Annotated in this window: 18 protein-coding genes, 1 rRNA gene and 1 riboswitch; of the genes, 7 read left to right on the top strand and 12 right to left on the bottom strand. The window is 50.6% G+C overall.

What is annotated here, in order from left to right:
* The 4 genes from EIZ48_RS22785 to EIZ48_RS22770 all read right to left on the bottom strand — a co-directional run.
* Positions 1-141: ribosomal RNA gene (locus EIZ48_RS22785) — 16S ribosomal RNA — on the bottom strand; the annotation flags it as partial.
* A 332-nt stretch (positions 142-473) separates the two neighbouring features.
* Positions 474-998 carry a menaquinone-dependent protoporphyrinogen IX dehydrogenase gene (gene hemG, locus EIZ48_RS22780; RefSeq protein WP_160656717.1) on the bottom strand — a complete coding sequence of 175 codons (525 nt, stop codon included), beginning with the start codon at positions 996-998 and terminating at the stop codon, positions 474-476.
* A gap of 21 nt (positions 999-1,019) precedes the next feature.
* Positions 1,020-2,477: a TrkH family potassium uptake protein gene (locus tag EIZ48_RS22775; protein WP_160656714.1), complete on the bottom strand. Its 1,458-nt coding sequence runs from the start codon at positions 2,475-2,477 to the stop codon at positions 1,020-1,022.
* Between the two features lie 43 nt (positions 2,478-2,520).
* Positions 2,521-3,144 carry a YigZ family protein gene (locus EIZ48_RS22770; protein ID WP_160656711.1) on the bottom strand — a complete coding sequence of 208 codons (624 nt, stop codon included), beginning with the start codon at positions 3,142-3,144 and terminating at the stop codon, positions 2,521-2,523.
* 432 nt (positions 3,145-3,576) lie between these two features.
* Between EIZ48_RS22770 and fadB the strand changes: the two genes are divergently transcribed.
* The 3 genes from fadB to acuI all read left to right on the top strand — a co-directional run bounded on the left by fadB (position 3,577) and on the right by acuI (position 8,099).
* The gene (gene fadB, locus EIZ48_RS22765) at positions 3,577-5,739 is read left to right on the top strand and encodes a fatty acid oxidation complex subunit alpha FadB (RefSeq protein ID WP_160656708.1); all 2,163 of its coding nucleotides are present in this window, start codon (positions 3,577-3,579) and stop codon (positions 5,737-5,739) included.
* 27 nt (positions 5,740-5,766) lie between these two features.
* On the top strand, positions 5,767-6,933 hold the full coding sequence (fadA, locus tag EIZ48_RS22760; protein WP_160656705.1) for an acetyl-CoA C-acyltransferase FadA: 1,167 nt from the start codon (positions 5,767-5,769) through the stop codon (positions 6,931-6,933).
* Between the two features lie 185 nt (positions 6,934-7,118).
* Positions 7,119-8,099 carry an acrylyl-CoA reductase (NADPH) gene (acuI, locus tag EIZ48_RS22755; protein WP_160656702.1) on the top strand — a complete coding sequence of 327 codons (981 nt, stop codon included), beginning with the start codon at positions 7,119-7,121 and terminating at the stop codon, positions 8,097-8,099.
* Between the two features lie 86 nt (positions 8,100-8,185).
* Here the strand turns inward: acuI and EIZ48_RS22750 are convergent, their stop codons facing one another.
* Positions 8,186-9,127 carry a LysR family transcriptional regulator gene (locus tag EIZ48_RS22750; RefSeq protein WP_160656699.1) on the bottom strand — a complete coding sequence of 314 codons (942 nt, stop codon included), beginning with the start codon at positions 9,125-9,127 and terminating at the stop codon, positions 8,186-8,188.
* Positions 9,128-9,252: 125 nt separating this feature from the next.
* On the bottom strand, positions 9,253-9,435 hold the full coding sequence (locus tag EIZ48_RS22745) for a hypothetical protein (protein WP_075762041.1): 183 nt from the start codon (positions 9,433-9,435) through the stop codon (positions 9,253-9,255).
* A 139-nt stretch (positions 9,436-9,574) separates the two neighbouring features.
* On the opposite strand from EIZ48_RS22745, the gene tusA reads away from it, so the two are divergent.
* Entirely contained in the window at positions 9,575-9,823 is a 249-nt protein-coding gene (gene tusA / locus EIZ48_RS22740) for a sulfurtransferase TusA (RefSeq protein WP_075762040.1), read from the top strand.
* A gap of 69 nt (positions 9,824-9,892) precedes the next feature.
* Here the strand turns inward: tusA and EIZ48_RS22735 are convergent, their stop codons facing one another.
* From EIZ48_RS22735 to EIZ48_RS22725, 3 genes are all read right to left on the bottom strand, one after another.
* A complete protein-coding gene (locus EIZ48_RS22735; protein WP_160656696.1) occupies positions 9,893-10,144 on the bottom strand; it encodes a hypothetical protein in 252 nt (83 codons plus the stop codon).
* 156 nt (positions 10,145-10,300) lie between these two features.
* Complete coding sequence (locus EIZ48_RS22730) at positions 10,301-10,858, bottom strand: TMEM165/GDT1 family protein (protein ID WP_160656693.1); 558 nt, start codon at positions 10,856-10,858, stop codon at positions 10,301-10,303.
* Between the two features lie 93 nt (positions 10,859-10,951).
* Positions 10,952-11,053: riboswitch (yybP-ykoY riboswitch) on the bottom strand.
* Positions 11,054-11,165: 112 nt separating this feature from the next.
* Positions 11,166-11,819 (bottom strand): YiaD family glycine zipper/OmpA-like lipoprotein, encoded by a 654-nt coding sequence (locus tag EIZ48_RS22725; protein ID WP_075762052.1) that lies wholly within the window; start codon positions 11,817-11,819, stop codon positions 11,166-11,168.
* 337 nt (positions 11,820-12,156) lie between these two features.
* Here EIZ48_RS22725 and glyQ point away from each other — a divergent pair, with 337 nt between their 5' ends.
* The 3 genes from glyQ (at position 12,157) to EIZ48_RS22710 (ending at position 16,690) form a co-directional block, all read left to right on the top strand.
* A complete protein-coding gene (gene glyQ, locus EIZ48_RS22720; RefSeq protein WP_075762037.1) occupies positions 12,157-13,068 on the top strand; it encodes a glycine--tRNA ligase subunit alpha in 912 nt (303 codons plus the stop codon).
* Positions 13,069-13,077: 9 nt separating this feature from the next.
* Complete coding sequence (glyS, locus tag EIZ48_RS22715; RefSeq protein WP_160656690.1) at positions 13,078-15,150, top strand: glycine--tRNA ligase subunit beta; 2,073 nt, start codon at positions 13,078-13,080, stop codon at positions 15,148-15,150.
* Between the two features lie 289 nt (positions 15,151-15,439).
* On the top strand, positions 15,440-16,690 hold the full coding sequence (locus EIZ48_RS22710; protein WP_160656688.1) for a valine--pyruvate transaminase: 1,251 nt from the start codon (positions 15,440-15,442) through the stop codon (positions 16,688-16,690).
* 112 nt (positions 16,691-16,802) lie between these two features.
* Here EIZ48_RS22710 and EIZ48_RS22705 read toward each other — a convergent pair whose 3' ends face one another.
* The 3 genes from EIZ48_RS22705 to gyrB form a co-directional block, all read right to left on the bottom strand.
* Positions 16,803-17,228 (bottom strand): hypothetical protein, encoded by a 426-nt coding sequence (locus EIZ48_RS22705; RefSeq protein WP_160656685.1) that lies wholly within the window; start codon positions 17,226-17,228, stop codon positions 16,803-16,805.
* A gap of 240 nt (positions 17,229-17,468) precedes the next feature.
* Positions 17,469-17,906: a small heat shock chaperone IbpA gene (ibpA, locus tag EIZ48_RS22700; RefSeq protein WP_075762033.1), complete on the bottom strand. Its 438-nt coding sequence runs from the start codon at positions 17,904-17,906 to the stop codon at positions 17,469-17,471.
* A gap of 368 nt (positions 17,907-18,274) precedes the next feature.
* The gene (gene gyrB, locus EIZ48_RS22695) at positions 18,275-20,689 is read right to left on the bottom strand and encodes a DNA topoisomerase (ATP-hydrolyzing) subunit B (RefSeq protein ID WP_160656683.1); all 2,415 of its coding nucleotides are present in this window, start codon (positions 20,687-20,689) and stop codon (positions 18,275-18,277) included.
* Between the last annotated feature and the right edge of the window lie 10 nt (positions 20,690-20,699).

Below are 20,699 nucleotides of genomic sequence, written 5' to 3'. Positions count from 1 at the left end.
ATTCCCAGGCATTACTCACCCGTCCGCCGCTCGCCGCCCAWMAMRTCMCCCGAAGGKTCARTKWTGTCGCTGCCGCTCGACTTGCATGTGTTAGGCCTGCCGCCAGCGTTCAATCTGAGCCATGATCAAACTCTTCAATTAAAGTTTTKTTGGTCTCTCGACCGGCTCAATGAATACTGATTGTTCTAACTAAGTTAGAACGAATTGACTGTGCCAAATAACCGAAGTTATTTGTATTGGTCACTCAGTTCACTGATAAATCTTTTGACTGATCATTTCACGAGTGCCCACACAGATTGCATGGTCAAATTGTTAAAGAACAAACTGACTGGTTACCGGCTAAGTTGCCGTGTTCCGTGTCAGTGGGGTCGCATTATAGAGACTTCGATCACATTGGCAAGGGGCTTTTTGAAAAAAAATAGCACTAATTGACAGTTCGAACAAAAAACACCCGAAAATATCAAAAAAGCCACTTAAAACTGGCTAAAACGGCCTGCAAACTCTTCTACTTTTTGCCAATCCGTGTATTCAACCTCTTTTGAGGTATCCGTTTCTCCCCCGGTAATACGCATAATGAACTGGATCATCACGCGGTCAAACCAGCCATAACGGGGATAACGCAATGCGCCAGCAAATACGGCCTGTAATTTCGGCTGCCATGGGGACTTTTTCAGGAATGTCTTCATATAGGCACTGGTCTCTGGCGTGTTCTTTCCTTCCTTCCTCGCTGTCAGGTTTACACAGAAAAAACCAACCTTATACTTCTCTAATGCAGCCTGATTGGCTGCAATAAAGCGATAGAGCTGCTTATTTAAATGGCCGTAACGAATAGATGCACCGATCAGCACCCTATTATAAGAAGCGAAATCAACCGTCGGCAGTCCATTCAAGTCCATTAGCTCGCACTGGTACCCTTCACCTAAAGCTGATTCAATATGACGAAGGATCTTAATCGTCTGTCCATCACTGCTCGAGTGAAGCAATAATACCTTTTCCACGTTTTCTCCTTTATATAGAGATTAATTCCGCCAGAACGTCGGGGTGAACAGTACTAACAAAGTGAACACTTCCAGACGACCAAATAACATAGAGATCACCAGCACCCATTTTGCCGGGTCATTGATTTCACCAAAGTGTACGGCCACCTCACCCAACCCCGGGCCAAGGTTATTCAATGTCGCCGCAACCGCAGAAAAAGCCGTTAATTCATCAAGCCCAGTTGCGATTAGCCCCAACATGCAAATCACAAAAACAAGCGCATAAGCCGAGAAAAAGCCCCATACCGCATCAACAACCCGCTGCGGCAGTGCCTTATTACCCACTTTAATGGTGTACACCGCTCTCGGGTGGACTAAACGTTTGAGTTCACGCACACCTTGTAACAATAGAAGCAGCATCCGGATCACTTTTATCCCACCGCCTGTCGAACCTGCACAGCCACCGACAAAGGAAGAGAAAAGTAACAATACTGGCAGAAATAACGGCCATTCCGAGAAGCTGGTAGTCGTAAAACCCGCTGTCGTTGAAATAGAGACGGTCTGGAACAACGCCTGATCAAAAGCATCATACAGTGAGTCATACGAATGATGCTTAAGCAGCAGACCAAAACAGATAAGCAACAGGATAAACTGTGTCGCCAGAAACGCTCTAAATTCAGGATCTCGCCAATAGGTACGCAGGTGAATGCCACCATTGGCAAAAGCTGCAAAGTGAAGTGAAAAGTTACAAGCTGAAATCAACAGGAAAACAACCGTGATCATATTGATTGTCGGGCTCTCAAAATACCCCATACTGGCATCATGGGTCGAGAAGCCACCAATCGCAACCGTCGAGAAGCTATGGGAGATGGCATCAAATACGCTCATTCCTGCCACCCAGAACGCAACGGCACAGCTAATCGTCAGAGCCAGATAGATATACCATAACGTTTTGGCTGTCTCGGCTATCCGAGGGGTCATTTTGCTATCTTTCACCGGGCCGGGAATTTCTGCCCGGTATAGCTGCATACCACCGATCCCCAGGACAGGAAGAATGGCGACGGCCAAGACAATGATCCCCATACCACCAAACCATTGCAGTAGCTGGCGATAAAAAAGAATCGCCTTCGGTAACTCGTCCAAGCCGACAATGACTGTCGCACCGGTTGTTGTGAGCGCCGAGAAAGCCTCAAAAAAGGAATCGGTTACGGATAAGTCAGGGTTTTCGGCCAATATAAAAGGCACTGCACCTGCACTGCCGATAACGGTCCAGAACAAGACCACAATCAAGAAACCGTCTCTGGCTTTAAGTTCACGGCGATAATGGCGGTTCGGCAGCCACAACATGGCACCGCCCGCAAAGAGAAGAAAGAAGGTGACCACAAAGGGAAGCCCTGCACCGTCACGGTAAATAAACGCAACCAGTGCGGGTGCCAGCATCGTGACACTAAATAGCGCGAGCAAAAGCCCGACAATTCTGATGATGGAACGAAATTGCATGCCTTAGCCGGCTCTCATCCTGTAGTTATGATTATTCGTGCGATTAATTGAAATCAGATAGCGGGACAATACGACCCCCACTGCGGTTGGTGAGCTTGGCAACAAACTCATCCACCACTCGGCTGTCAATTTCCACGGTCATTTGAACCTGGTTTCCATAATCAGCATGAAGCTGAATCCCTGCATATTCGGCAAGCAACGACTCGACTAGTGACACCTGATTATACTCACAGCGCAGTCTAAGTTCCGAAGTTATTACTTTTTCTTTGGTTTGCAACACAGTTAACGCCTGCTGAACCCCTCCTCCATAGGCTTTCACCAGCCCACCAGTACCGAGTTTGATACCACCGGAGTAACGAGTAACCACTGCGGTGATTTCTCCCACCCCCGAACCAGTCAATTGCGCCAGTATCGGCTTGCCTGCGGTACCAGATGGTTCACCATCATCACTGAAGCCCCACTTCATCGAATCTGAAGGACGACCGGCAACAAAAGCCCAGCAGTTATGGCGAGCATCACTATGCTTGCTCTTTATATACTGAACAAATGCTTTCGCCGCCTCGACATTCGGTGTATGGGCAAGATAAGTAATGAAGCGACTCTTTTTTATCTCTTCTTCAAAGCAGGCTTCATTTGCTGGCACAAAATAGGGTTCTGTTGCTGTCATCAAAAAGCCACAAACAAAATCAGGAAAATAAGAGCGAAGGATACCACAACAGGCGCGATAACGAGTTGTTATCTATAACCTGTTACGATTTCAAAGCGATAAGCTATCGACGATGCGCTCACAAGCAAACTTACCGGCAGGTGCCACACTTTCCCTTTCGGCTTAGTTCAAACCTCGGTCAAAGACAACAAAATCGCAACAAAAACCTTTTCTCTCCCACAACACACCCCAAAACCACAAACAATTGTTTGATATAGGAAAACATCACATAACTGGAAAAAACCCCAATCAGCACGCAGCAAAAAGTTAAACATTTGTTTAAAATAGGTGTTGTAATCGTTGCATAACAGGTTCAGACTAGATTTAACCTGGCAACAGGTCAAACCAGTTAAATCAAATTCGGCAAAGAACCGGAATTCACGGAGATAGAACATGATTTACCAAGGTGAAACCCTATCCGTCAGCTATCTGGACGATGGCATTGCGGAGCTTAACCTCAACGCCCCAGGCCCAATCAACAAGTTTGATTTGAAAACCCTGGAAAGCTTCAACGAAGCCCTGAATGCCCTTTATCAGCAAAGCGACCTCAAAGGCCTGGTACTGACATCGGATAAAGATGCATTTGTTGTCGGTGCTGATATCAAAGAGTTTCTTGGCCTATTCGCCAAACCTGCCGAAGAGCTGTCACAATGGCTTGCCCATGCCAACGACATCTTTAATAAATTAGAAGATCTACCCGTACCTACGCTTTCCGCTATTAACGGCCACGCCCTGGGCGGCGGCTGTGAATGTGTTCTCGCCACCGATTTCCGTCTAGCAGACAGTACTGCCCGCATCGGTTTACCAGAAACCAAACTAGGAATCATGCCTGGTTTTGGCGGTACAGTTCGCCTTCCTCGCCTTATCGGTGCCGACTCAGCGATGGAAATCATTACTGCCGGCAAAGACAAAAAAGCCAAGGACGCACTGAAACTTGGTCTGGTCGATGCCGTTGTTGCCCCAGAAAACCTCAAACAAGCAGCCGTTACCATGCTCAAGGATGCCATTGCCGGCAAACTTGACTGGCAACAGCGTCGGGCACAAAAGAAAGCGCCTCTTCCGCTCAACAAGATTGAAGCGACCATGAGCTTTACCATGGCCAAAGGCATGGTTAGCCAGATTGCCGGTCCGCACTACCCCGCGCCGATTACTTCCGTTGTTGCCATCGAAGAGGCAGCCCGCTTATCGAGAGACGCAGCGCTCGCTATCGAAAACAAACACTTTATCAAACTGGCCAAAACTGACGTAGCCCAGGCGTTAGTCGGTATCTTCCTCAATGATCAGCTGATCAAAAGCAAAGCCAAACAGGCGGCCAAGGAAGGCAAGGCAACCCGCAAGGGGGCTGTACTGGGTGCCGGGATCATGGGAGGAGGTATCGCTTACCAGTCAGCCCTGAAAGGGGTGCCAGTTATGATGAAAGATATTGCCGACCCGTCATTGGAACTCGGGATGTCAGAAGCCGCCAAACTGCTGAACAAGCAACTGGAACGCGGGCGAATCGACGGCCTGAAAATGGCCAAGGTGCTGTCGGCAATCCACCCCAGCCTGAACTATGCCGGTATCGAAGACAGTGATGTTATTGTCGAGGCTGTCGTCGAGAATCCGAAAATCAAAGCGGCGGTATTGGCCGAAATCGAAGACAAAGTAAATGACGAGACGGTCATCACGTCGAATACCTCCACCATCCCGATCAACCAGCTGGCCAAGTCACTCAAACGACCTGAAAATTTCTGCGGCATGCACTTCTTTAACCCTGTGCACCGTATGCCATTGGTCGAGATCATCCGCGGCGAAAAAACATCGGAAGAGACCATTTCCCGCGTGGTTGCCTACGCCGCCAAAATGGGCAAATCCCCTATCGTCGTCAATGACTGCCCGGGCTTTTTCGTCAACCGCGTCCTTTTCCCATACTTTGCCGGCTTTAGCATGCTGCTTCGTGACGGTGCCGATTTCACCAAAATAGACAAGATCATGGAAAAACAGTTCGGCTGGCCAATGGGCCCAGCCTACCTGCTGGATGTTGTCGGTATTGATACCGCCCACCATGCCCAGGCCGTCATGGCGGAAGGCTTCCCTGAGCGCATGGGCAAAGACTACAAGGATGCCGTCGACGCCATGTTCGAAGCCAAGCGCTTCGGTCAGAAAAATGGCAAAGGGTTCTTCGCCTACTCGATCGACCGCAAAGGCAAGCCGAAGAAAACCTTGGATCCGGAGGTTGCCGAACTGCTGGCCCCTGTCGTCGGTAAAGCCACCGATTATAGCAGCGACGAAGTCATCGCCCGCATCATGATCCCAATGATTAACGAAGTCGTCCGCTGCCTGGAGGAAGGCATCATCGCCAGCCCGGCCGAAGCCGATATGGCATTGGTCTACGGTCTCGGCTTCCCACCATTCCGCGGCGGTGTCTTCCGTTACCTCGATACTCTCGGTCTGGCTGAGTATGTAGCGATGGCTGATCACTATGCCCATCTCGGTGCGGTTTATCAGGTGCCGGAAGGGTTACGTGAAAAAGCCAGCCAGGGCGAAACCTACTACAACGCACAGCAAGATGCTTAAGAACGGCTTAAGGATGAGGAACAGAAAATGAATAATGTCGTAATTGTTGATTGTATCCGTACCCCGATGGGGCGATCTAAAGGCGGTGCGTTCAGAAATGTCCGGTCAGAAGATCTCTCCGCCCACCTGATGCAAGGTTTGCTGGCTCGTAATCCACAGGTGGATCCGGCCTCGATTGAGGATATCTACTGGGGCTGTGTTCAGCAGACCCTGGAACAGGGCTTTAACGTGGCCCGAAACGCCGCACTGCTGGCAGGGATCCCGCACACAGTGGGCGCAACCACAGTCAACCGTCTATGTGGTTCATCAATGCAGGCATTACATGATGCCGCACGCACTATCATGGTGGGCGACGCCGATACTTGCCTGATTGGCGGCGTCGAACATATGGGTCATGTACCGATGAACCATGGGGTCGATTTCCACCCGGGGCTCTCAAAATCAGTCGCCAAGGCGGCTGGCATGATGGGACTGACCGCTGAAATGCTGGGCCGAATGCATGGTATCAGCAGGGAGATGCAAGATGAGTTTGCCGCCCGCTCCCACCAGCGAGCCCAGGCCGCCACCGTGGAAGGTCGCTTCAACAATGAAATACTGGCTACCGAAGGCCATGACGAAGCAGGAGCCCTGAAGCTGTTTGACTACGATGAAGTTATCCGCCCGGAAACCACGGTCGAGGCGCTGGCAGGCCTCCGCCCAGTCTTTGACCCTGCCAACGGCACGGTCACTGCCGGTACCTCGTCAGCCCTGTCTGACGGCGCCTCTGCCATGCTGGTGATGAGCGAGGATAAAGCCAAAGCACTCGGTCTGACAATCCGTGCCCGAGTGAAATCCATGGCCATCGCCGGTTGCGATCCGTCCATCATGGGTTACGGCCCGGTACCGGCGACCCAGAAAGCGCTCAAACGTGCCGGGTTGACCATGGACGATATCGGAATGATTGAGCTTAACGAAGCCTTTGCCGCCCAGTCACTGCCGTGTGCCAAAGACCTCGGTCTTCTCGACAAAGTCGACGAGAAAGTGAACCTTAACGGCGGAGCTATCGCACTGGGGCACCCGCTAGGCTGCTCAGGCTCTCGCATTTCTACCACGCTGATCAACCTGATGGAGCATCAGGATGTACAGTTTGGCCTGGCGACCATGTGTATCGGCTTAGGTCAGGGGATTGCCACCGTCTTTGAGCGTGTCGAATAACCACCACTCAACCAGAGCCCGCTCCTGCGGGCTCTTTATTCCCTCACTCAATCTACTGAATTTCCCTCCGGCTATGAATGCACAGTAAGCATAGATTAAATGATAAAGTTTCATTTTATTCATAGCACTAACCGGACTACACTCGTAATCCAGCAACGCCCCTTTCATAAACTCGGAGCATACCTATGTTTAAGGCACTGGTTCTTAACCAAGAAGAGAAAAAAACAATCGCTGGTATTCAGCAAGTCGACGAATCACAGCTACCCGAAGGTGATGTGCTTATCGATGTCGATTACTCTTCCCTGAACTATAAAGATGGCTTGGCCATCACAGGTAAAGGCAAAATTGTTCGCCAGTTTCCAATGGTTCCTGGCATTGATCTGACCGGTACCGTGTCTGAGTCAAGCGACAGCCGCTACCAGGCTGGCGATCAGGTTGTCTTGACCGGCTGGGGAGTTGGCGAAGGCCACTGGGGCGGCATGGCTGAAAAAGCACGCCTGAAAGCCGATTGGCTTGTCCCGTTGCCATCCGGTCTAAATGGCAAGCAAGCCATGATGGTTGGCACGGCAGGTCTTACCGCCATGCTTTGCGTCCAGGCTCTGGTCGATGCAGGCGTAAAACCAGAGGCGGGTGAAATTCTGGTAACAGGCGCGAGCGGTGGTGTTGGCTCTGTTGCCGTCACGCTTCTGGCACAAATGGGTTACCAAGTAGCCGCTGTTACTGGCCGAGTTGAAGAAAATGGTGAGCTGCTAAAACAGCTTGGCGCAGCACGTGTTATTGAACGCAGTGTATTTGAAGAGCCGGCTCGTCCTTTGGAAAAACAGGTATGGGCAGGTGCGGTAGATACCGTCGGTAGCAAGGTTCTGGCAAAAGTATTGGCACAAATGGATTACAACAGCGCCGTTGCTGCTTGCGGCCTGGCCGGTGGCTTTGATCTGCCGACCACCGTCATGCCTTTCATCCTACGCAATGTCAGACTGCAAGGTGTAGACTCTGTTGCCTGTCCGTTTGAGAAACGTCAGCAGGCATGGCAACGCCTGACTGAACTGCTTCCTGCAAGTTACTACGAGCAGGCATGCCGTGAAGTGACCCTTGAAGGCGTCGCGGAATGCGCAGAAGCTATTACCAACGGCCAAATCACCGGTCGCGTCGTGATTAAGCTATAAACCCAAGAACATAATAAAAGAAACAGATGACTACCTTGGCCAGCCTAATGCTGGCCTTTTTTATTCTACCGGCAAGCAGACCAGGGTTATAGCAGCCCCATGTCATAAATCCGCTTATCGATAAGCTTGCCACACTCTTCCTGAAGCAGATTGCGCAACCAGATCTGTGACGCCGAATGTTCGCAGCGCGGATGCCAGATCAGAGAATAGTCAAACGGTTTGAATTCAAACGGTAACGACTTGATCACCAGATTATGCTTATCTGCCACCAGGTAGGCCAAGTCTGCAGGCACTGTTATCAGCAAGGGCATCTTGTCGACTATGGCAAGAGCAGCCTCGAGGTGATAGGCCCGCAGTACCATCTTGCGCTGACGATACCCGCGTAGCGCTTCATCAATCAAGGATTTTACCCCGTCACTGATCGCAATGATGGCATGGGGAAAGGTCAGGTAATCCTCTAACGTGAGCTCCTTATCTGCCAAGGGGTGGTTCTTTGACAGCATGCAGAACACGCTCACCAGCCCCAAATGGTCGCGGCATAAGGGGTCGATTGGACCTATTGGCCGGCAGATTGCCATATCACAGCCGTCCGTTGTTAACTGCTCCAGCAAGTGATCATGCTGCAGCGGGGGAAACTCCAATGAAATATTCGGCGCTTCTTCGTAGATACGCGGCAAGGCAAACGGCAAAATAGTCTGCATGGCATAGTCGGTCGTTGCGATAACGAAGTGCTGTTCGCACTGCGCCGGTTTGAAGTCACTCGGCGTAAGCAGAATGCGCATCGCCTCCAAGGGCTCGTTTAGCGAATCATTGAGTTCCAGCGCTCTCTGGGTTGGCAATAAACGCTGACCCTGGCGGGTAAAAAGCGGATCACCCAGCAACTCCCGCAAACGTCCCAGTACCCGGCTCATCGCAGACTGGCTCAGGTTCAGCCTTACCGCCGCCCGGCTGACACTGCCTTCTTCCAGCAGCACTTTCAGTGCCACCAGTAAATTTAAATCACGGCGATAGACTTCTTCCAGCTCCATAACAGGCCTTATTATTAGGTAATCACGCTATAGGGAGAGATATTATGGAACGGCAGGCAAAAAAAATCCCGCTATAAAAGCGGGGAAGCCCAAGAAAACTGGGGGAGTGTAGTAGATGTGCAATGTTAATGTTCTTCCTCTTCGAGCTCTGGCGAGTTGGTGAGTTCAAACCAGAGACCGAGCGCGGCGGCAATTAAACCACCAAGCGCGAAAATACTTGTATTGTCAGGACTGCGCAGAACCAGAGAGCAAAAGGTAATAAAGCACAGCACGCAGTAAATGGTTAAGCGATCCATCTGAGTCAACATAGTTCCTCCTAATCCTTCAGAAGACAAACGTTAACGACTTGTTAAATACGTTACACGTTTTATTTTGATTTGCCAAGCCTTATTGATTAATTCTTACCCATAAGTATGATCAGAGTCTTCGAAACCACACGTACATGTTATGACAGCGATTTTTGAAAACCCGACTCACAGCCTGGAAGCCCAGGGACTGCGCTGCCCTGAGCCGGTAATGATGGTACGCAAAACCGTCCGTAAGATGGCCGAGGGAGACACGCTTCTGGTCACGGCCGATGATCCGTCAACCACCCGGGATATTCCCAGCTTTTGCCGCTTTATGGACCATACCCTGCTGGCCGCCGACACCGAGCAGCTTCCCTATCGGTATCTGATCCAAAAAGGCACCAATTAAAAAAGGCAGCTCACCGAGCTGCCTTTTGCTTATTCTGTTGTTGCTGGCTGTCTGCTGTTACGCACAAGCCTATTGGTAATTATCACGCATTGTCTTTTGCGCTTTTTCTAACTCGTGTCGTAGCTCCCGGATCTCTTTTTTCATCGGGATCACATAGCGTAGACGTACCAAGGCGTCGACGGACAAGTAGGTAGTCACGATGGCACCGACCACCATTGGCAGCCACATATCCGTGAGAACCATTCCAAGAATATTAAGGGCTAACGCCACGTTGAACAGCCAAAACTGGCTTTGCGGAGAAATAGCAACAAAACGGTTCATACTCCCTCCTGCTTACAGCTTATCGTCACTGGTTTCACCTTAGCATGGCATCCAGTTGCACACTGCAAACAAAGTCACAGTTCATCAAGCTGTCATCGCTTTGTCATCTAAATAATCCGGCTTAATGTTCCATGTGAAACATGGTGTTCATCATTCTTACAGTCCGAATACCGCAGCAACAGCCAGGCCGGCGAACATCGCAGCGGTCACCTTTCGGATGATCCCCAGCGGCATACGCTCCGCCGACAGCTTGCCAATCAATACAACAGGAACATTGGCCAGTAGCATCCCGATAGTCGTGCCCAGCACCACCATAATTAGCGCATCGTGATACTTTGCCCCGAGCATGGTTGTCGCGACCTGGGTCTTGTCGCCAATCTCCGCCACAAAAAAAGCAATAAAGCTTGCCACGAACGGGCCACGGTTAGAGATCTTTTCGTCATCTTCAAGCTTGTCGGGGATCAGGATCCACCCTGCCATCAGCACAAAACTGACAACCAGCACCCACTTCAACACATCCGGCGTCAGATAATCAGCCACAACGACACCGAGCCAGGCTGCCAGGGCATGGTTGGCAATGGTAGCCAGAAAAATCGCCAAGATGATAGGTAAAGGTTTGCGATATCGGCTCGCCAGCAACAGCGATAGTAATTGGGTTTTATCACCAATTTCGGCCAAGGCAACAGTAGTAATTGAAACAGCTAAAACACTCACGGCATGCTCATTGGGGCGAGGATTATAGTAAACAACCACGGACAAACGCACATGCCCCACCCCGGTTCATGCTGGTTTGCCAATGGTCTCGCCAAACTCACTAGTAGGATTAGTGTGAGTCATAACCGCCATGAAGATTTTGCTTCAATTATGTTGACGATTATCTCGATAGATCGAGAGGCTACTCCCCAAAGGAGCGGGAATAATAACCACTAAAATAGGTCGGATCAAGTGTTGTCGGAAGAAGTGCGGGAAGAACAAGAATGCTGCTGGCGTGTATGCGCCAGCAACATAGAGGTAGGCGAAATTACGATGCCGGTGTCAGCACAATTTCAACACGGCGGTTTTCTGCACGGCCTTGCTTGGTGCTGTTAGACGCAATCGGGTGAGACTCACCCATCCCCTTGGTCACCACTCGGTTAGCCACAACACCCTCGCGGATCAGGTAGTTGCTCACTTCACTGGCGCGTACCTGCGACAGACGCAAGTTATACGACTCTTTACCGCTGCTGTCGGTGAACCCGTATACGTTAAGGATGGTCTTGTCGTATTCCTTGGCAACCAGCGCTACATTATATAGGGCTTTCTTGGCCCGGGAGCTGAGATCTGTCTGATCAACACCGAACGTAATCTCGTTCGGCATATTCAGAACAATGTTGTCACCGTCACGCGTCACGCTGATGCCGGTAGATTGCAGCTGCTGGCGAAGCTCAGCTTCCTGAACATCCATATAGTAACCAATACCACCACCCAGTGCGGCACCGGACGCGGCACCAATCAGGGCACCTTTCCCACGGTCACTCTTACCGGAAGAAGCCACACCAATTGCCGCACCGGCAACAGCGCCGATCAGCGCACCACTCGTCGCCTTGGCTGTCTGCTCTTCCCCTGTGTAAGGATTCACTGTCGAACAACCGGAAGCAACCATAGCTGTCGCAGTAGCAAAAATTACATGTCGCATCCATTTACCGGACGCTAGCGAAAAATTGAAGTCCATTGTTTTGTCCATTTATTCTCGATTTCGTATCGATGTGATTGTATCGGCCATAAACTGTAACTGTATAGCATACGGCACAGACAGGAGCCTGAATATTGTATAGAGAGAAAAAACCAGTACATCAGGACAATGTCAAATTCATCATCCCGCAACGACCTTACCGGATTTCCCAACTATTTTAAGCAAATTAATCAAAGATGAGCAAAAAGCATGCAATGGCCCTACTCGGCAAATGCCATGCGAGGTATACTGGATTGTTACTCAAATGACTTTTTAATCCACTAATCTCGCGAAGCTGACAATGCAGAAATACGATATTAAAACCTTTCAGGGCATGATCCTCGCGCTGCAGGATTACTGGGGCCAGCAAGGTTGTACCATTGTGCAACCTTTAGACATGGAAGTTGGTGCAGGTACCTCTCACCCAATGACATGTCTACGAGCTCTGGGTCCAGAACCTATTGCAGCAGCGTATGTACAACCATCTCGCCGCCCGACGGACGGCCGTTACGGTGAAAACCCGAACCGCCTGCAGCACTACTATCAGTTCCAGGTGATCATCAAGCCATCACCAGACAATATCCAGGAACTGTACCTAGGCTCACTAGAAGTACTCGGTATCGACACCACAGTTCACGACATCCGTTTTGTCGAGGATAACTGGGAGAACCCGACTCTGGGCGCCTGGGGACTTGGTTGGGAAGTCTGGCTAAATGGTATGGAAGTGACCCAGTTCACTTACTTCCAGCAGGTTGGTGGCCTTGAATGTAAGCCGGTTACCGGTGAAATCACTTACGGTATCGAGCGTCTGGCAATGTATATCCAGGGCGTCGATTCTGTTTACGATCTTGTATGGACCGACGGTCCACTGGGTAAAGTCACATACGGTGACATTTTCCACCAGAACGAAGTCGAGCAGTCAACCTACAACTTTGAACACGCAGACGTAGATTTCCTATTCACCTTCTTCGATCAGTGCGAGAAAGAGTGTCAGGATCTTCTGGCACTGGAGCAGCCGCTGCCATTGCCTGCCTACGAGCGAATTCTGAAAGCAGGTCATGCCTTCAACCTACTCGATGCACGCAAAGCTATCTCGGTGACCGAGCGTCAGCGCTATATCCTGCGTATCCGTAACCTGACCAAACAGGTTGCTGAAGCTTACTACGCATCTCGTGAAGCCCTTGGCTTCCCTATGTGCAAAAAAGACAAATAAGGGTATCGCATGACCGACAAGAATTTCCTTATTGAGCTAGGTACCGAAGAGCTACCACCAAAAGCACTGCGTACCCTTGCCGAAGCATTTGCGGCAAACTTTGAAGCCGAACTAAAAGGCGCCGATCTGGCGCATCAAGGCGTGGAGTGGTTTGCCGCCCCTCGCCGTCTGGCGTTGAAAGTAACAGCACTGGCTGCAGGTCAGGCCGATAAAATCGTTGAAAAACGAGGCCCGGCGATTAGCTCTGCATTTGATGCCGAAGGCAACCCGACCAAAGCGGCACAAGGCTGGGCACGGGGTAATGGCATCAGCGTCGATCAGGCAGAGCGCCTGAAAACAGACAAAGGCGAATGGCTGCTGTACAAGCAGGAAGTCAAAGGCCAGCCAGCTCAGGCATTGCTATGTGGCCTTGCAGCTGCGGCACTTGCCAAACTGCCTATCCCTAAGCCAATGCGCTGGGGGGACAGCGATACCCAGTTCATCCGTCCGGTAAAAACCCTGACAATGCTACTGGGCGAAGAGCTGATTGAAGGTACGATCCTGGGTGCACAATCAGGCCGTGTTATCCGCGGTCACCGCTTTATGGGCGAAGCTGAGTTTACCATCGACAACGCCGATCAGTACCCTGCGATTCTCGAAGAGCGTGGTAAGGTCATGGCAGATTACGAAGCGCGTAAAGCCATTATCCTCGCCGATGCCAAGAAAGCAGCAGAGGAAGTTGGCGGAATTGCCGACCTTGAAGACGAGCTGGTTGAAGAAGTGACTTCATTGGTCGAGTGGCCGGTTGTACTGACAGCCTCTTTCGAGGAAGACTTCCTCAACGTTCCTTCTGAAGCCCTGGTTTACACCATGAAAGGCGATCAGAAGTACTTCCCAGTCTATGATGCCGAAGGCAACCTGGTTCCTAAGTTTATCTTTGTTTCTAACATTGAGTCGAAAGACCCACGTCAGATCATCGAAGGTAACGAGAAGGTTGTACGCCCTCGCCTGGCAGATGCCGAGTTCTTCTTCAACACTGACCGCAAGCGTCCGCTGATTGAACGCCTGCCAGAGTTAGAAACCGTACTGTTCCAGAAACAACTGGGCACCCTTCGCGACAAGACTGACCGCATCACGGCGATGGCCGGCTTCATCGCCAACCTGATTGGTGCAGATGTCGAGCACGCAGAACGCGCTGGCCTGCTGTCCAAGTGCGACCTGATGACCTCTATGGTATTCGAGTTTACGGATACGCAGGGTGTAATGGGCATGCACTATGCGCGCCTTGACGGTGAGCATGAAGATGTTGCGGTGGCACTGAACGAGCAGTACATGCCTCGTTTCGCCGGTGACGAGCTTCCGCAGTCTGCTGTTGCTGCTGCAGTAGCCCTGGCAGACAAGATGGATACCCTGGTTGGTATCTTCGGTATCGGTCAGCACCCGAAAGGTGCCAACGACCCGTTCGCACTTCGCCGAGCTGCACTTGGTGCACTTCGCATCATGGTAGAGAAAGGCTACAACCTTGATCTGGTAGCGCTGATCACTAAGGCCAAAGAGCTGTTCGGTGCCAAGATCACCAACCACAACGTTGAAGCCGATGTTATCGACTTCATGCTTGGTCGTTTCCGTGCATGGTATCAAGATGAAGGCCATAGCGTGGATGCGATTCAGGCCGTTCTGGCTCGTCGCCCAACTCAACCATCTGACTTCGACAAGCGTGTCAAAGCGGTTACCCACTTCCGTTCACTGGAAGCAGCCGAGTCTCTGGCTGCAGCGAACAAGCGTGTTGGTAATATCCTGGCGAAATTCGATGGTGAACTACCAACCGCGATCGATAGCAGCCTGTTGGTTGAAGACGCCGAAAAAGCACTGGCGGAAAAAGTTGAGGCCAAGCTAGCAGCGCTTGCGCCGGTCTTTGCCGAAGGCAACTACCAGCAAGCTCTGTCTGAGCTGGCAACACTGCGTGAAGCCGTTGATGCCTTCTTCGATAACGTAATGGTTATGGCTGATGACGAGAAGCTGAAAGTGAACCGTCTGACTATGCTTAGCCTGCTACGTAACGAGTTCCTGAAGGTTGCGGATATTTCTCTTCTGCAGAAATAACCTGGTTCGAAATACGCAAACCCCATGCACATGCGTGGGGTTTTTTTATACCTGTTATTCGCCCCTGCTTTGTGATTACCGGCCCATTTCGTTTCACGTGAAACACCGTCCGAACGGCACTAGCCCTCACCCATTCGTTCTACGACACTAAAGCTAGCCCATAAGACATAAAGCAATTGGCTTAGTCTTTCCCTTATCAGCACAATGAGGTATGTTGAAATCTGTACATAAGCTATACAGTAGCAATATCACCAAAGATAAGAACAATAGACTGAGGTCGGAAGTAAACATGGAGTTTTCTACATTCGGAGACAAGTTTGCCCGTTATTCTGGAATCACCCAGCTAATGGACGATTTAAACGACGGCTTGCGCAACCCTGACGCCATCATGCTCGGTGGCGGCAACCCTGCTCAAATTCCTGAGATGGTCGAGTACTTTAACCAGCTGAGCGGAGAAATGGTAGCAACCGGCGAGCTGGCAGCGGCACTGACCAACTATGATGGCCCGCAAGGCAAAAATACCTTTATCAGTACCCTCGCCGACCTGCTGCGTGACACCTACGGCTGGGATATCAGCGCTAAAAACATCTCGCTGACCAATGGCAGTCAAAGTGCTTTCTTTAACTTGTTCAATTTACTCGCCGGTGAATTTGGTGACGGTAGCCGGAAGAAAATACTGCTTCCTTTAGCCCCGGAATATATTGGCTATGGTGACTCAGGGCTCAGTGAAGACATGTTCGTCTCCTATCCCCCGGAAATCACCCTGCTAGAGAACGGTTTGTTCAAATACCACATCGACTTCAAAAAGCTGAAAGTCGACAGCAGCATCGGTGCTATTTGCGCCTCTCGTCCAACTAATCCAACCGGGAATGTACTGACGGATGAAGAGATCAAGCACCTTGATGAGTTAGCACGCGAACATAACATTCCGTTGATCATTGATAACGCCTACGGCATGCCGTTCCCCGACATCATTTTCGAGGACGTCACACCATTTTGGAATGACAACACCATCCTCTGTATGAGCCTGTCCAAGCTTGGCCTGCCCGGGGTACGTTGTGGCATCGTAGTAGCTAGCGAGGAAATCACCACGGCCATCACCAATATGAATGGTGTACTCAGCCTGGCACCCGGCAGCGTCGGCCCGGCCATTGTCAATAAGATGATCGAAAAGCAGGATCTGCTTCGTCTCAGTGAGCAGGTGATCAAGCCGTTCTACCTTCGTAAGTCACAACATGCCGTTGAGCTATTGCAGTCAGCCATTACTGACGAGCGCTTCAGGATCCACAAGCCCGAAGGAGCAATGTTCCTGTGGTTATGGTTTAAAGATCTACCTATCACCACGATGGAACTTTACCGCCGACTGAAAGCCCGCGGCGTACTCATTGTGCCGGGAGAGTATTTCTTTATCGGGCTTGATGATGACTGGAGCCATGGTCATGAATGCCTGAGAATGAACTATGTCCAGAACGACGAGGACATGGAGAGAGGTATTGCAGTCATCGCAGAGGAAGTGACCAAAGCCTACCAAGGTCAATAAGCCAGCTAAGGCTTACTTTGCACCTAGCGTCAGACCTACTCTAGCCGGCAAGAAAACAAAACCTCGTTAGGAAATTTAGCGCTGCCACCTGGCAGCGCTTATCATTTCATGCTCACTCCGCCGGATAGGTCGTTATACTCAAGGTGCCGTTCAGTCTGGCAATACGCTCAAGGTGCCTGGCGGATACTTTCATGTTGTGGCCGTGACAGTCCCCTGTTTCGACGCCAATATTGAAATCGACTTCGCTTGCCGATCGCCACAGAGTGCTTAGTTCACCGGGCAACTGCTCAACAGCCGATAACAGGTTTTCCAAATCTTCCCCGAGTTTGTTCTCGCTATCAGAATTAGGTTCAAGGCATAAATGAAAGACATCATCACTACGCCATCCGCAATGAAGGATGCAGGTTACGTCTTGAAAGAATGCCGCTAGCTCAGACAAGTCCCGATTCGAAAAAATATCCAGATCCGTGGTGATGTAACGTGTTTTTCCGGCCATAGCGATCTCGACTGAACAAATAGGAATATGAAAGCGTTTCACGTGAAACAACTCTTGTAATCATAGCGCGTAAAGCCTGCAAACAGGATCCCCTCGACAAGCCAGCACTACGAACTCCTATCCTCACAACCACCAGAACCAAAGGAAGAAATAACCGTTGAGTACAGCGCGAAAACAATAATGGAGTAAAGGTGAGAGGCAACATCAAAAAGGCCAGCACTTGGCTGACCTTCACTCCTGTTGCACCACGATGTCCGTTACCAGATGGACATAGGAACGATATTACTCGTTTTCAAGCAAACGATGACCGTTGATCGCAATCTTGCGCGGCTTCTGCTCTTCCGGGATCTCGCGCTCGAGATCAATGTGCAGTAAACCGTTTTCCATTCCGGCACCAATGACTTTGACGTAGTCAGCCAGCTGGAATTTACGTTCGAAATCGCGTTCGGCAATGCCCTGATACAGGTATTGACGCTCATCCTTTTCGGCTTCGCGGGTACCACGAACAATCAGCTTGTTCTGTTGCTGGGTGATATCCAACTGCTCTTCGGCAAAGCCAGCGACAGCCATGGTGATACGGTAGTGATTCTCATCCTGCTGCTCAATGTTATACGGAGGATAACCCGTATTGGCATTACTGACATTCTTTTCCATCTGGTTAAACAGACGATCAAAACCAATAGCAGAACGGTATAGAGGAGTGAAATCTAGATTACGCATATTAACTATCCTTCTTTAGAAGCAATAAAATAACGATATGTTGTCGTTGAAGTGGTTTTCCCTCTGAGGGACAAACCGATTGCAGGCCCAATCTTTGGCACCATGCGCTTCATTAATAGATATAGGGACAGCCAATTTACTTTCCAAGTGTTCGCCCTCTTTTTTTTGAAATATTTTTCAGCGCCCTTAACCAAGGGAGATGACTGCCTTTTTCAACCCTATGGCTGCAGAGAACATAACAGGCCTCACAGTGAGCAAGAAGGAATGGGCGGTATCGCGAAATAATCTCCAGCCTCCAATACCAAACTACAGGTATAAAAAAACGCCGCATTACGCGGCGTTTTTAAAAAAGCGAACAACAACTCAGACTACACGTCCAAGTTCGCGTTCAGAGCATTCTCTTCGATGAAGTGACGACGAGGCTCAACCTGATCGCCCATCAGTGTCGTGAACAGCTCGTCAGCCGCAACGGCATCGTTGATGGTTACCTGCATCATACGGCGAGATTCAGGATCCATGGTGGTTTCCCATAGCTGCTCTGGGTTCATCTCACCCAGACCTTTGTATCGCTGTAATGACAGGCCACGGCGTGACTCTTTAATCAGCCAGTCCAATGCTTCCTTGAAGCTGCTCACCGGCTGCTTACGCTCGCCACGTTGAACATATGCCGTATCGTCTAGCAGGTTGTGCAGTGCCTCGGACAGATCTGCCAGCTTGCTATACTCTTTCGAATTCAGCAAATCAAAGCTCAATACGTACTCATGATCAACACCGTGGGTACGGACAACCACTTTCGGCAACCACACATTGTTTTCTTCGTCGCGGATCACTTCGAAGTTGTACTTGCTTTCACCAGACTGCTTGTCGTTCAGCGCAGCAACTAACGGCTGAGTCCAGGCTTCAACATCAGCCTGCTGACTCAAGGCATCGACGTTCAAGCGAGGCTGGTAGATAAACTCGTTCAGCAACAATGTCGGGTAGCGGCGGCTCATGCGATCCACCAGCTTGTTGGCACTGTTAAACTGCTTCACTAACTCTTCAAGAGCCAGGCCAGAAACTGCTGGCGCACCTTCGGCGGCAAACAGCGCGGCATTATCCAGCGCCAGGGCAACCTGATACTGGTTCATGTCTTCATCATCTTTGATGTACTGCTCTTGCTTGCCCTTCTTCACTTTATACAGTGGTGGCTGAGCAATGTAGATATGGCCGCGCTCGATCAGCTCCGGCATTTGACGATAGAAGAACGTCAACAGCAGGGTACGGATGTGCGAGCCATCGACATCGGCATCGGTCATGATGATGATGTTGTGGTAACGCAGTTTGTCCGGGTTGTACTCATCGCGACCGATACCACAGCCCATGGCAGTGATCAGCGTGGCGACTTCCTGCGAAGACAGCATCTTGTCAAAGCGTGCCTTCTCAACGTTCAGAATTTTACCTTTAAGCGGCAAGATCGCCTGGTTCTTACGGTTGCGGCCCTGCTTGGCGGAACCGCCCGCAGAGTCACCCTCCACTATGTAGAGTTCAGACAGCGCAGGATCTTTCTCCTGGCAGTCAGCCAGCTTGCCCGGCAGACCCGCCAGGTCCAACGCACCTTTACGGCGTGTCATCTCGCGAGCTTTACGGGCCGCTTCACGGGCACGGGAGGCATCGATAATTTTGGTACAAACCGTCTTTGCATCGCTTGGGTTTTCCAGCAGGAACTCGCCAAGTTTCTCACCCATCGCCGATTCAACCGCAGGCTTCACTTCGCTCGATACCAGCTTGTCTTTGGTCTGGCTAGAAAATTTTGGATCCGGCACTTTAACCGATACCACCGCCGTCAGACCTTCGCGGGCATCATCGCCAGACGTCGCCGTCTTGGCTTTCTTCGAATAGCCTTCCTTGTCCATGAAGTTATTCAACGTACGCGTCAATGCGCCACGGAAACCGGCAAGGTGGGTACCGCCATCACGCTGCGGGATATTGTTGGTAAAGCAGTAGATATTTTCCTGGAAACCATCGTTCCACTGCATCGCTACTTCTACCGAAATGCCATCTTCACGCTCGAAGTCGAAATGGAAAACTTTCGGATGAATTGGCGTCTTGTTACGGTTCAGGTGCTCGACAAACGCCTGGATACCACCTTCATACATAAAGTGGTCTTGTTTGCCTTCCTCGCGCTCGTCATTAAGCTTGATAGATACGCCTGAGTTCAGGAAGGACAGTTCGCGCAGGCGCTTGGCCAGGATTTCATATTGAAATTCAATATTGGAGAACGTCTCATCGCTTGGCCAGAAACGGATGCGAGTACCGGTTTTCTCGGTATCGCCGATAACAGCCAACGGCGCTTCCGGTTCACCATGGCGGTAAACCTGCTGGTGAATAGAGCCCTTGCGGTGGATAGTCAGTTCAACTTTCTCGGACAGCGCATTCACCACCGAGACACCTACCCCGTGCAGACCGCCCGAGACTTTATAAGAGTTATCATCAAACTTACCGCCTGCGTGCAGGACGGTCATGATAACTTCTGCTGCTGAAACCCCTTCCTCGGGGTGCATGTCTGTCGGAATACCACGACCATCATCACTCACTGAAACAGAGCCGTCTTCATGGATGGTGACAATGATATCTTCACAGTGGCCAGCAAGAGCTTCATCGATTGAGTTATCGACGACCTCAAACACCATATGGTGCAAGCCAGTACCGTCATCGGTATCGCCAATGTACATCCCTGGGCGCTTACGTACCGCATCAAGGCCTTTTAGTACCTTAATACTTGATGAATCGTAGTTGTTGGACATTGAGTTACTC

This window comes from Photobacterium alginatilyticum (assembly GCF_009910675.1).
Classification (GTDB): Bacteria; Pseudomonadota; Gammaproteobacteria; order Enterobacterales; family Vibrionaceae; genus Photobacterium; species Photobacterium alginatilyticum.
Note: the sequence above shows the minus strand (reverse complement) of the source record. Positions and strands in the feature narration are given on the sequence as shown.

Excerpts from the sequence above, each read along its gene's own strand:
- EIZ48_RS22775 (WP_160656714.1), bottom strand. The coding sequence starts at position 2,477 with ATGCAATTTCGTTCCATCATCAGAATTGTCGGGCTTTTGCTCGCGCTA.
- EIZ48_RS22770 (WP_160656711.1), bottom strand. The coding sequence starts at position 3,144 with ATGACAGCAACAGAACCCTATTTTGTGCCAGCAAATGAAGCCTGCTTT.
- fadB (WP_160656708.1), top strand. The coding sequence starts at position 3,577 with ATGATTTACCAAGGTGAAACCCTATCCGTCAGCTATCTGGACGATGGC.
- fadA (WP_160656705.1), top strand. The coding sequence starts at position 5,767 with ATGAATAATGTCGTAATTGTTGATTGTATCCGTACCCCGATGGGGCGA.
- acuI (WP_160656702.1), top strand. The coding sequence starts at position 7,119 with ATGTTTAAGGCACTGGTTCTTAACCAAGAAGAGAAAAAAACAATCGCT.
- EIZ48_RS22750 (WP_160656699.1), bottom strand. The coding sequence starts at position 9,127 with ATGGAGCTGGAAGAAGTCTATCGCCGTGATTTAAATTTACTGGTGGCA.
- EIZ48_RS22745 (WP_075762041.1), bottom strand. The coding sequence starts at position 9,435 with ATGTTGACTCAGATGGATCGCTTAACCATTTACTGCGTGCTGTGCTTT.
- tusA (WP_075762040.1), top strand. The coding sequence starts at position 9,575 with ATGACAGCGATTTTTGAAAACCCGACTCACAGCCTGGAAGCCCAGGGA.
- EIZ48_RS22735 (WP_160656696.1), bottom strand. The coding sequence starts at position 10,144 with ATGAACCGTTTTGTTGCTATTTCTCCGCAAAGCCAGTTTTGGCTGTTC.
- EIZ48_RS22725 (WP_075762052.1), bottom strand. The coding sequence starts at position 11,819 with ATGCGACATGTAATTTTTGCTACTGCGACAGCTATGGTTGCTTCCGGT.
- glyQ (WP_075762037.1), top strand. The coding sequence starts at position 12,157 with ATGCAGAAATACGATATTAAAACCTTTCAGGGCATGATCCTCGCGCTG.
- glyS (WP_160656690.1), top strand. The coding sequence starts at position 13,078 with ATGACCGACAAGAATTTCCTTATTGAGCTAGGTACCGAAGAGCTACCA.
- EIZ48_RS22710 (WP_160656688.1), top strand. The coding sequence starts at position 15,440 with ATGGAGTTTTCTACATTCGGAGACAAGTTTGCCCGTTATTCTGGAATC.
- ibpA (WP_075762033.1), bottom strand. The coding sequence starts at position 17,906 with ATGCGTAATCTAGATTTCACTCCTCTATACCGTTCTGCTATTGGTTTT.
- gyrB (WP_160656683.1), bottom strand. The coding sequence starts at position 20,689 with ATGTCCAACAACTACGATTCATCAAGTATTAAGGTACTAAAAGGCCTT.